Annotated in this window: 9 protein-coding genes and 3 pseudogenes; 3 read left to right on the top strand and 9 right to left on the bottom strand. The window is 62.1% G+C overall.

Going from position 1 to position 11,470, the window contains the following annotated elements:
* Positions 1-74: 74 nt before the first annotated feature.
* Together P9272_RS02235 and P9272_RS02230 are read right to left on the bottom strand one after the other, a co-directional pair.
* Positions 75-917, bottom strand: a pseudogene (locus P9272_RS02235) (IS256 family transposase); the annotation flags it as partial.
* 197 nt (positions 918-1,114) lie between these two features.
* Positions 1,115-1,368 (bottom strand): annotated as a pseudogene (locus P9272_RS02230) (transposase); the annotation flags it as partial.
* A 58-nt stretch (positions 1,369-1,426) separates the two neighbouring features.
* On the opposite strand from P9272_RS02230, the gene P9272_RS02225 reads away from it, so the two are divergent.
* Entirely contained in the window at positions 1,427-1,696 is a 270-nt protein-coding gene (locus P9272_RS02225; RefSeq protein ID WP_278158554.1) for a hypothetical protein, read from the top strand.
* Positions 1,697-2,039: 343 nt separating this feature from the next.
* Here the strand turns inward: P9272_RS02225 and P9272_RS02220 are convergent.
* The 3 genes and pseudogenes from P9272_RS02220 to P9272_RS02210 all read right to left on the bottom strand — a co-directional run.
* Positions 2,040-2,456, bottom strand: a pseudogene (locus P9272_RS02220) (alcohol dehydrogenase catalytic domain-containing protein); the annotation flags it as partial.
* Between the two features lie 271 nt (positions 2,457-2,727).
* Positions 2,728-3,969 carry an MFS transporter gene (locus P9272_RS02215; protein WP_278158552.1) on the bottom strand — a complete coding sequence of 414 codons (1,242 nt, stop codon included), beginning with the start codon at positions 3,967-3,969 and terminating at the stop codon, positions 2,728-2,730.
* 10 nt (positions 3,970-3,979) lie between these two features.
* Positions 3,980-4,642, bottom strand: a complete 663-nt coding sequence (locus tag P9272_RS02210; protein WP_278158551.1) for a peroxiredoxin-like family protein — start codon at positions 4,640-4,642, stop codon at positions 3,980-3,982.
* A 105-nt stretch (positions 4,643-4,747) separates the two neighbouring features.
* On the opposite strand from P9272_RS02210, the gene P9272_RS02205 reads away from it, so the two are divergent.
* Positions 4,748-5,641 (top strand): LysR family transcriptional regulator, encoded by an 894-nt coding sequence (locus P9272_RS02205; protein ID WP_278158550.1) that lies wholly within the window; start codon positions 4,748-4,750, stop codon positions 5,639-5,641.
* Between the two features lie 128 nt (positions 5,642-5,769).
* A complete protein-coding gene (locus P9272_RS02200; RefSeq protein WP_278158548.1) occupies positions 5,770-6,675 on the top strand; it encodes a LysR family transcriptional regulator in 906 nt (301 codons plus the stop codon).
* Here the strand turns inward: P9272_RS02200 and P9272_RS02195 are convergent.
* The 4 genes from P9272_RS02195 to P9272_RS02180 all read right to left on the bottom strand — a co-directional run bounded on the left by P9272_RS02195 (position 6,659) and on the right by P9272_RS02180 (position 11,449).
* Entirely contained in the window at positions 6,659-7,363 is a 705-nt protein-coding gene (locus P9272_RS02195; protein ID WP_278158546.1) for a peroxiredoxin-like family protein, read from the bottom strand. The two genes, P9272_RS02200 and P9272_RS02195, sit on opposite strands and share 17 nt — an antisense overlap.
* Positions 7,364-7,503: 140 nt before the next feature.
* Entirely contained in the window at positions 7,504-8,850 is a 1,347-nt protein-coding gene (locus P9272_RS02190; protein ID WP_278158544.1) for an NAD(P)/FAD-dependent oxidoreductase, read from the bottom strand.
* Positions 8,851-8,869: 19 nt separating this feature from the next.
* Positions 8,870-10,264: an NAD(P)/FAD-dependent oxidoreductase gene (locus P9272_RS02185; RefSeq protein ID WP_278158542.1), complete on the bottom strand. Its 1,395-nt coding sequence runs from the start codon at positions 10,262-10,264 to the stop codon at positions 8,870-8,872.
* Positions 10,265-10,297: 33 nt separating this feature from the next.
* A complete protein-coding gene (locus P9272_RS02180; RefSeq protein ID WP_278158539.1) occupies positions 10,298-11,449 on the bottom strand; it encodes a patatin-like phospholipase family protein in 1,152 nt (383 codons plus the stop codon).
* Positions 11,450-11,470 lie beyond the last annotated feature (21 nt).

The following is an 11,470-nucleotide window of genomic DNA, read 5'->3' as shown; positions in this document are numbered from 1 at the left end:
GGATACACGACTGCAAGCACCGGATCCGTCATCACCGTTTTAATTCCCTTGCAAATCAGGGGCGGTCCATACACATCGTTCTGCTCGAGCAGCAGCGCGCCGACAAGGCGGACGATGGCGTTGTCGTTGGGGAAGATGCCGACCACGTCGGTTCGGCGCTTGATCTCGCCGTTGAGACGCTCGATCGGATTCGTGCTGTGAAGCTTGGCCCGGTGCTCCTTCGGGAAGGTCATGTAGGCGAGCACGTCTGGCTCGGCGTCATCGAGGATGGCGGCCAGCTTCGGCACCTTGGGCCGAATCTGGTCGGCAACGGCGCGCCACTGGGCACTGGCGGCTTCGGGCGTCTCCTGAGCGAAGGCGGTGGCGATGAAGGCCGAGACGACGCGGCCGCTCTTGCCGGCGTGCGCCAGCACGTTCCTCATGAAGTGGACGCGGCAGCGCTGCCACGTGGCTGAGAGCACCTTAGTCACGGCGGCCTTCAGACCCTCATGGGCATCGGAGACGACGAGCTTGACCCCGCGCAGGCCGCGGCGTGTGAGCTTGCGCAGGAACTCCGTCCAGATCGGCTCGGCCTCCGAGGTGCCGATCTCCATGCCCAGCACCTCGCGCCGGCCGTCCGCGTTGACGCCTACGGCGATGATGACGGCGACCGAGACGATGCGGCCGCCGCGGCGCACCTTGAGATAAGTCGCATCGATCCACAGATACGGCCAATCACCTTCGATCGGCCGCTCGAGGAAGGCCTTCGCCTTGCCGTCGATCTCTTCGCACAGCCGCGACACCTGGCTCTTGGAGATGCCGCTCATGCCCATCGCCTTAACCAGGTCGTCGACCGAGCGGGTCGAGATACCTTGGACGTAGGCCTCCTGGATGACGGCCGTCAGCGCCTTCTCAGCCATGCGGCGCGGTTCGAGGAAGCCTGCCGATGCGTCCGGCGGTCCGCGCGGCTGCTTCCACCGTTCGAATACCTCGATGGCGAACGCGCGTCCGCCGCAGCAGGGGCATGCCGGCCGGAAGTCCTCCGGTCGCCTTGTGTGTTCTCATCGGGGTCGCCGCCGCAAGATGAATTGGGTTGCGCTCTACATCGTATCAGTGTTGCGATGCTTGCAGCGCCTGGCAAGTAGGAGCCTTTCCTCAGCTTGGGGATGCGCAGCTCGACGGTGCCGGCCCGGGTCTCCCAGTCCCTGTCGCGGCAGCCATTGCGCTGAGCGGTCCGCAGCGGGTTCTTCTCGCCATAGCCGGCGCCCGTCGCGGCACCAACATCCAGCTCCATCAGCCGCTCGGCGGCAAAGCCGATCATCCGCGCAGGAGATCGGCATCGGGGGTCTTCTCCACGAGCGCGCGCAGGTTCATCATGTCGTCGGTCATCGGTGGTTCCTTCGAATCAGGTTGGTGTCAGCAACCCGACCCTAACGGAAGAACATCGATGACCACCGCTATGCCGCTCGCTCGCTACGGCGCTGCTGAGGGCGCGCTCGCGAGCGGCTTCATCATCGCCGAGCTACACCACCTCGCGGGGCACGACCATTATTTGGGGCCTGCCGCCAGACAGGAATACTGGCCCAACTCGAACTCACCATTCGGAGCGAGACACTTTGCGTCCGCCGAGGTTGCCGCAGCGATCCCGGCGAATGCCGCGGCAGAAACGAACAATCCCAAGTTCCGTTGGTTCAATAGCGTCCTCCAATCGGACTGATCGCATCTCCGGATTGCGGCAGAATTCTGTATAGCGTTCAGTGCAATCAGCGGGGATTGTCCGGCATGGCGGTCATCAACCAGATCGATATCATGTTAAAGCGCGAGCGGCTGAAGCGCCGTTCCGGGAAGGCCGATTTGGGGCCGACGGTCTACTATTGTGTAAGATCACCGGTAAGCTGCCATTCGGCGACCGCCCAACTGCCGACGTTGAGACTACTGGAGCAGCCATGAAAAGGCACGCCGCAAAAAGGCTTCGCCACCCGTCCTGACAACCTCACCATGCGCCACGACGACGTGCTCGGGATGTTTTCCGATCAACTCACGAATCTTTGAGCGCGACGCTGAAACAAGGCCTGCCATGCGGTGAGGCCCGATATCGGCAGACTCGCGCCCACCGCGAAGTGGACATCGCCGGGCAATGGCGCGAGATTGCGTGCTTCCATGGCGATGTATTCAGCAAGTGTGCCGTCGCGATGCCAGTCCGACAGGCCGAACACCCGCTGACCGATCGACAGCCCCGTGGTGCCGTAGCCAAGCGCCGTGACCACACCCGCCAATTCATGACCGAGGATCGATGGTGTCCGGTCACGGAAGGCCCGATCGGCCCAGGTCGAAGGCCACTCCAGTTCGGTGTTGACGAATCCCGCCGCATGAACCTGAACGATGACGTCGTTTATCGCTGCCTGTGGTTCGGGCCGGTCCATCAGTGTCATGCCGGCCGTTCCCGCAGTCCGGTCCGTAGCAACGATCGCTTTCATGGAAATTTGTCTCCTCCAGTGATTTGTTGGTTCGAGGTTGCAGACCCGAAAGGTCTTTTGGCCTGCTTGCGCGATCGGCTATCGGTTCGGCGCTTCCATGCTGAATGCGCGATACCGGCAGCACATCCGGCGGGCATCCGAAGCTCCGTCACATCATGCAAGTGCGCTGGTTGCGCGTTGCGCGCGGGGATTTTCGACCCGCGATCTGCCACGAGATGTTCTATGAAATTGTGAGGACCAGCAAAATGACCTGGGAGCCAGGATCGAACCTCTATCTCAGACCATGCGCTATTCGTCGCGCGCTCGGCATCCGCCGAAGCAGTACCATCGCGACAACACCCGTCAACGGGCCCGGCGCCAGGATCAGAAAGCTCCAGCGCCAACCTACAGTCTCCGCCATGAATGACACCAGATGGATGGAGCAAAAAGTGAGTGCGATGCCGACGCTTAGCTGCAGGGAAAGCGCTGTGCCCACGTAGCGTTGATCGCTCAATTCGGTTGCCATGGCCGAGAATTGGGCGGAATCACCGATGACGGTCGCTCCCCACGCGATGGCTACGACGGCGAACAGCCAGAACGGACCGGCGAAGGTCAAGCCGATCGTCAATGCGCATAAGCCGGATGCAACCATCATTGCAGCCGCCGTTGCCGTGCGGCCAATGCGGTCCGCCACGATGCCGCCGGCAATCGAGCCGATCCCACCCGATGCTACGACGAAGAACGCCAGCAAGGAGGCAGCGCCAGGATTACCGATGCCGAGACCGGGGCCACCTGCCCTGATGTAAGCCAGTATCCAGCCCCACATTGCGTACAGCTCCCACATGTGACCCAGATAGCCAAGATTGGCGAGCATCAGCGCGCGGTTGCGCACCAGCGTTTTTATGTGGCGAGGGTCGAATGCCGATCTCGCGAAGGGATGAGGTCCTTCCTCCCCCATCCAAAGGATCAACAAAGCGCCAGCCAGTGATGCGAGGGAGGTGGCCACGATGACGCTTCGCCAACCAAATTCGTCGACTCGGGCTGATACCAGATGAGGAAAGGCCGAACCAAGGGTCAGTGCAGCGAGGAGGACGCCAAGCGCCGTTCCCCGTCCGCGGCTAAACCATGTCGATACCAGTTTCACCGCTGGTGGATACACGCCCGCCAGTGCCAAGCCGGTGACAAAACGGGCGACCAGCAGGAAGCCGACGGAGGGCGCGAACAAGAGGGAGAGGTTGGCAGCGGCCGCCGTCAAGGCGCTGACCCCGATCAGCTTGCGAAGCGAAAACACATCTGGAAGGCCGCCCATGCTGGAGGCCAACGCGCCGATGGCAAAGCCGATCTGCACAGCGCCGGTTATCCACGCGCCCTGCGCCGGAGAAAGGTCCCACAGCCTGGCCAGCTGCGGCGCAATCGCCGTTGCGGAAAACCATGTCGTCATCGGCAGGAAGGCGCCCACCGAGATCACGCTCAGCATCAACCAGCGCCGGGCGGCGCTGGTTGATGTGACATGCACGAGTGTCATGTGGTCCATGTCCATCGTCTCAGGCCGCGATGGAGCCCTGCAGTCGCTCGAGCACCGGAAGAAGGTCGGCCGGATCGGGTCTGCGCGTGTAGTCCGGGCTGACTTCGGCATAGGCGATGATGCCGTCTTGCCCGACCACAAAACGAGCCGGCATCGGGAGGGCCCAAGAACGATCCTCATTGATAAGCGGCAGGTCGACGCCAAAGCCGCGATACAAGTCGATCAGGTCGTCGGGCAGGCGAAACCGCAGGCCGAAGGCATCGGCGACCCTACCGCCGGCGTCGCTCAGCATCGGGAATGCTATCTGCTTGTCGAGCTTGGCCTTGCGGCCGTTTGCCATCGACTGCGGTGAGATGGAAACCAAGTGTGCCCCGGTAGCCCGGATTGCGGGCCAAGCTTCCTGCAAGGCGGCAAGCTCGATATTGCAGTAGGGGCACCAGACTCCGCGATAAAAACTGAGCACCAAGGGACCGCGGGTAAGCAGATCGCTGGATGCGACAGACCCACCATCAGCCTCCGGCAATGTGAATGCTGGCGCAACGGCGCCTGTCTTTAGGGCTTGGGCGGCCTGACCCGACGCTATCAGTTCGGCGGTTGCACGACGCATGACCTCGACCGCTTGCTTGGGAGCCTTGCTTTCAAAGTCGGCTTTGAACGCATCGAGCTTTTCCTGAAGAGACATGAGACACTCCAAATCTTGACCGCACGGCTTGCGGCGGAATGTCTTCGCCTATTTCCAGAAAGGGGGGTAGCTTGCCAAAGAGCATAGCAATCATCCGGAAAACCAATGGCAGACAGACTGCAGGAACTTGAGGTTTTCGTGCGGGTGGCCGAACGGGCAAACCTTTCCCAGGTCGCACGTGAGATCGGTCTGTCGCAGCCGTCCGTGTCGCGGATTCTGAATGATCTTGAGGCGCGCATCGGTGCCCGCCTACTCATACGCACCAGCCGAAAGGTCGGGCTGACCGAGGCCGGGCAAGTCTACCTCGACCAGATCCGGCCGCTGCTAGCAGATCTTGGTGCAGCGGCCGACACCGCAGCAGGCAATGAGGAGTTACGCGGAGTTCTGCGCGTCGAATTGTCGGTGACCTTTGCTGTGCGTGCGCTCATTCCTCGCCTGCCCAGCCTTCTCGCCGAGCACCCCAATCTCTCTGTCGAGCTGATGATGGACGATCGTCGGCGCAGTCTTGTTGAGGAAGGCGCCGATGTCGCGATACGGCTTGGCCTGCTCGACAATTCCAGCATGATGGCGCGCAAGGTCGGGCAGACGCCTCGGTTGCTCGTTGCCGCACCGATCTACATTGCCCAGCACGGTCAGCCGAGCAGCCCTGCAGATCTGGCACAGCATCAGGTGATCTTCGGGCCCTCCGACAGCTCCGGCGCGACGTTTCAGGAGCTGATCGATCCGCAGGTCCGCTTTGTCCTGCCCGAAAATCCTCGCATCAGGGTGTCAAGCTCGGCCGGGGTTACGGCATGTGTTGTAGCTGGGCTTGGCGTAGCATTCGGTTCGGGATGGATGTTTAACGCCGAACTAGAGGACGGTCGCCTGTGTCGGCTGCTGCCGGATTTTGCGCTGCCGACCATACCCATCCATGCCCTGTTCCCGGCCGGGCGCCAGCCGAGCAAGCGGGCCAGAGGATTTGCCGACTGGTTGAGCAAGTCACTCGGTTCGTCACAATAAGTCGGTGCCGCCCTGCGGTATCACACCTAGTGCGCAATACGGGCCACTTTGCCCAACGCGATCAGTTGAGTTAGTCTCGCAATATGCGACATCGCTGACAAACTATTTCGCTGAGGGGGCGAGATTTCATGGAGATGCAGCAGGTCCGATATTTTCTGGCCCTGTCTAACACGTTGAATTTCACGCGAGCGGCCGAGGAATGCAACGTTACTCAGCCAGCCCTTACGCGTGCGATCAAGACGCTTGAAGACGAACTGGGCGGGGAGCTCCTTCGGCGCGAGCGTCAGCATTCCCATCTCACGGAACTCGGGCGCCGCATGCTGCCGTTGTTGCAGCAGTGCTATGATGCAGCCACTTCCGCCAAATCGCTGGCCAAGGCTGTGCAAAGCAGTGACGTTGCGCCACTCAACGTCACCATTTCCAACAGCATCAACATTGCGCTTCTGGTTTCACCGTTCACCGAGCTCTTTCGAGCCTACCCGGGTGTCCATCTCAAGATCCACCGCGGCTCGCCGGCAGCTGTGATAGAGGCGCTGAAGGGCGGCGAAGTGGAGCTGGCGATTGCCGGTCCGCTCGGGCAGGCCTGGGATCGCCTGGACACATGGCCGCTGTTCCAGGAAGGAATCGAGCTCGCCGTAAATTCAGATCATCCGCTCGCCCGGCGAAACGAGGCCGATGTCGCGCTGGCGCAGCTAGCCGCCGAACCTGTGCTCAGCCGCATCGACTGGGAGACTAGCGAGGAACTCGCGCGATGTCTTTCCGCCAAGGGGTATACGCCTAGGACCGCGCATGAAGTCGAGACGGACCAAGATCTGCTCGCGCTGCTCGAGGCCAATGCCGGAGTGGGCTTTGTCACCCTTACGGCCCCACGATCCCCGACCACACGCCGGCTCAAACTTCGCGATCTGGACGTCTCGCGGATCGTTTCGGTTTATGCGGTAGCCGGCAGGCATCGCTCGCCGGTCGCGACAACCCTGCTCAACCTTTTGAGGGCCGCCGACTGGTCGTCCTTCGGCGTCAGCGAGCCCGCCTGAGCGCCGCGATCAGATCGTCAATGTCCATGCGACGGCGGTAGTCCGGATCGACAAAGCGATCCCTGATGATCCCGTCCGTTCCGACGATGAAGGTGGCTGGAATTGGCATAAACCAGCTGCTGTTGCCCTGATAGTTGGGGATGTCGAACCCCAGGCCCATGAGCCTTTCCATTTCGGCGCCAACCCAGATCGCGAGGTTGAGCGACAACGCATATCCATTGTCCATGTCGATCAGGAATGGGAACTGTGCGCCGACCAGAGCCTTCATCGCCTTGGCGAATTTGCGACGCTCCGGCATGATCGCAACCACCTGTCCGCCCAATTCCGCGATCTCGCGGTGCACCTCGACAATCCCGATGGCGTTCAGGCGGCAATAAGGACACCAATGACCGCGCTGAAAGGTGATGACGGCCGGCCCTTTTGCCAGGATTTCGGCGAGGCTGACGAGCCTGCCATCGTCATCAGGCAACAGGAAGCCAGGCATGGCTTCGCCCGGAGCGGGCGCCATTGTGCCGGCACCTTGCTTCTCGAGGCGGTCTACAAGTCGCTCTACGGCGTCCGCGAATTCCGAGTTCAGTCGGCGAACCGCCGCGGCAACCACCGCCAGACGCTCATTGAGGGGCGCATCAAGCTCGATGGCTGCCTGGACGGACTGCTCGAATGTCATACCCTGGTCGTCGGCCGCCATGTCTGCACTTTCACACCTCCCCCTACCCTACCACCGTAACCCTCCGGCAATTGCCATGTTTTTCCTGCATGGTTTTGATGCCCTGCGTGCATCGACACACGCGATGTCTGCGTCCTACTTCGCCGGCCCGGGGCGACGCGTTACATCATGTTCCTGATATCCGCTGCGAAGGTCGGGAAGGCGCAGACCATTTCGGACAGTTCTCGTGCCGTGATGCCGTGCTTCATCGCGAGCGCAAAGATGTGGATCAGCTCTTCTCCGGCATGGCCGACCAGGTGGGCTCCGAGGATCCTGCCTGTCGTTTCCTCGACGATGATCTTCGACCATGCGACCGGCTCGGCATAAGTCCTAGCGGAGAGCCAGCCTTGCATGTCGTTCAGGTGGACGTTGACGATCAAGCCGCGCTCTCTCGCCTGGGCCTCGGTCAAGCCGACGGTGGCCACGGCCGGAATGCTGTAGAGAGACGCGGGTATGTGACTGTAGTCGGGCCGATGCTTCGGGCCGTCGACGATGTTGCAGCCGACGATCCCGCCTTCATAGGTCGCTATCGGCGAAAGCTGCGGAGAACTCCACACCGCATCGCCGCAGATATAGACGTCTGGATTGGAACGCGAGCGCAGATGCTCGTCGATCTCGATGCGACCTTCGCGATGCACGATGACACCCGCCCCAAGATCGAGACCCTCGACATTGGCGACGCGTCCGGCGCAATTGACGGCCCGATCGGCGTTGACAGAGCATTCAGCCCCATCCTTCGCGAAGCTCACCCGCAGCCGCCCGTCGGTTGTTTCGATCTTCTTGACCCAGGCCTTGGTATGGATGCTAATGCCCAGCCGCTCGCTCTGGGCACGGATTTGGGCAACGGCATCCTCGTCGAAGCCTCCGAGGAGCTGCGGCAGCGCCTCAAGGATGGTGACCTTGGCGCCGGCGCGTGCATAGACGTGCCCCAGTTCGAAGGCGATAACGCCGCCGCCAATGAACACGACGGCGCGAGGCAGCACAGGATCGCTCAGAACATCGTCGGATGTGGTCAGAAATTCTGCGCCGGGGATCGACAGCTGGCGCGGCTTCGAGCCGGTGGCGATGACGATGTTTCTGGCCTCGAGCTCTCGGGTGCCGACGCGGATAGCATTGCTAGAAATGAATGCGGCCTCTCCTTGGATGACATCGACACCCCGCTTGGCCATCAATCCGGATAGGCGGGATGGAATTTCCCTGATGATATTTTTCTCCCGCTCCATCAAGGCTCGCCAATCGAGCGTCGGTGGCTCGATCTTAATTGCATGGGTGCCGGCTCTTCCGATCTCGTCGAGCGCGTGGGCCGCCGCAACCAGGACCTTTTTCGGCGTGCAGCCGCGATTGGGACAGGTTCCACCGAGATCGCAAGCCTCGATCATGGCGACGGAAAGCCCGGCGGCGCGCGTCGCTACCGTGACGCCCATGCCGGCATTGCCGCCGCCCAGGATCACGACATCATATTTTTCCATCGCACCGCCTCCGCCGGCCTCAGTGAAGCTTGATCCGCGGTCTGGCGCGCCTGACGATCATCTCGCCGATCGAAGCAAGCGTTGTCTTCGCGAGCCCGTGAACCGCCTTGAGATGCATCTTGTGCAGCGAGCGATAGACGACCCTCGCAACAAGACCTTCGATCTTCAGTCCGCCGATCAAGCTGCCGAACGCATCGTAGTCGGCGAGTGAAACGAGTGAGCCGTAGTCGCGGTAGCGATACGCTGGCGCGGCGTGCCCTGCGAGGCGCGCCGCGATCACCTTGGCCATGTGGTCTGCCTGCTGGTGGGCCGTCTGGGCCCGCGGCGGCAGGGCGTTCTCTTCGCCCGGCAGCACGCAGTTCGCGCAGTCGCCGATCGCGAACACATTCTCGTCTCCGGCCGTGCGCAAGGTTTCGTCGACGATCAGGCGGTTGATGCGGTCGGTTTCGAGACCATCGAGACTTCTCAGGAATTCCGGCGCCTTGATGCCGGCCGCCCAGACGACCAATTCGGCCGGCACGAAAAGCTTGTCGCCCAGCCGGATGCCGTCTTCGGTCACTTCGGTGACCCTGATCCCGCATCGTATCTGGACGCCCAGCTTGATCAGCAAGCGTGCCGTTGCGCTTGCAATCTGCTCCGGCAGCGCTGGCAAGATCCGGGGACCTGCTTCGACGATGGTAATGCGGATCAGCCTTTCGAAATCGACGTTGTCGAGATTATGCGAGGCAATCTCGCGCATCGACTTGTGCAGTTCCGCCGCCAGTTCGACACCGGTTGCGCCGGCGCCGATGATGACGCAATGGAGTTGGCCCGGCGACAGCTGCTCGTATTGCGCATTGGCGCGCAGGCATGCGTCGATCATCCGCTTGTTGAACCGGGCGGCCTGCTCGGCGGTGTCAAGCGAGATGGCGTGGCGCGCGGCGCCTGGTGTGCCGAAATCGTTGCTGACGCTGCCGACGGCCATGACCAGCGTGTCGTAGCCCAGGACACGTGGCGGGATGACTTGGCGGCCGTCATCGTCGAAGCTGGGCGCGACGAAAACCTGGCGCTTGTCACGATCGATACCGACGACCTCGCCAATGCGGTATCGGTAGCCATGGCGGCTGGCATGGCCGATGTATTCAACCGCGTCGTGCGAGGCGCTCAAGGCGCCTGATGCCACCTCATGCAGAAGCGGCTTCCAGAGATGGGTGCGGTTGCGGTCGACAAGCGTGACGGAAAGCCGTCGGTTGCCGAACTTGCGGCCGAGGCGCGTTGCCAGTTCCAGGCCGCCGGCCCCGCCGCCCACAATCACCACGCGATGCAATGACTTGTCCGCGTGCGAGGGGGTCTCCGGAATGGTGCGGAAGAGCGCCGCGTCGTTGGCGAGCACGGCTTCCGGGATCAACCGCATGCCGGGGGTGATGATTTGCATCGGTGGTCTCCGTATCTTCCTCGGCGCGGCGCATCACTCTTGGGATTCGTGGATGACGATGCCCTGAAGCATGTCGACCTCGCATTCCCAGGGCTTGTCGGTGAGGACGCGCTGCCCATGCTCGTATCCTGCTTGCCAGCGGGTGCGGATGCCCGAGCGGGTGAAGTCGATGTCCTTGGTATGGTCCTCACCGTCCAGTCTCGGCGAAAGCAGGCGGACGAGGTGCATGACCGACGGACAGCCATAGGAGGCGAGTTCCTTGAACATCGGATCCTCGCGACGCTCCTCTGGCACGAGCCTTCCCATTTCGCGCACGACATGCCGCAACCGATGCAACTGCTCCTGCCGAGCGACGTGGCTCCGGCCGCGGCTGGCATATTGAAGATCCTTCTGCCGCCCCATGACCTGCCAGATCGATTTCGGCTCGGTTGCGCGGGGCTGCCACATATTGACCGCGAAGATCAGCGCGTCTCGCCTGGGTCGCGCATCGAGCACCACCTCGATCGGCGTGTTTGAATAGATGCCGCCGTCCCAATAGGGCTCGCCGTCGATGCAGACCGCCGGAAACGCCGGCGGCAAGGCGCCTGACGCCATGATATGCGCCGCCGACAGGATCATCTCGCGCGTATCGAAGTATTTGAGCTCGCTGGTGTTGACGTTGACTGCCCCGACCGTCAGCCGCGTGTGGCGACCGTTGAGGTAGTCGAAGTCGACCAGGTTGTTCAGGGTCCTTTTGAGCGGATCCGTCGTGTAATAGGAGGCATTCTCGACACCGACCTCGCGGTTCACGCCAAACATGGCGCTCGGGTTCGGTTCGAAGAATCCCGGGATGCCGCGCATCACCGTGCCCATATTGGCAAAGATGTTGCTCGGGATCATCATCCGGAAAAACTCGTCGAATGGACTGCTGCGGCTGACGCTGTCCCAGAATTCCTGAAGCCTGGGCAGGCGATCGCCGGGCTTGTTCCCGGCAATCAGCGCAGCGTTGATGGCGCCGATGGACGTGCCTATGACCCAGTCCGGTTCGATGCCGCCCTCGACCAGCGCCTGATAGACTCCGGCCTGATAGGCGCCGAGCGCGCCGCCGCCTTGAAGGACAAGGACGGTCTGACGTTTGACATCGCCCTGATGTCCAGTCGCCGGTTCTGCCTGCGTGGCGGATAGGTTTTGCGTGATCTTGTTCATGGCCTTCGCTCCTCGTGCAGG

It is taken from the genome of Mesorhizobium sp. WSM4976, from assembly GCF_029625685.1.
GTDB lineage: Bacteria > Pseudomonadota > Alphaproteobacteria > Rhizobiales > Rhizobiaceae > Mesorhizobium.
This window is presented reverse-complemented; position numbering and strand designations above follow the sequence as displayed.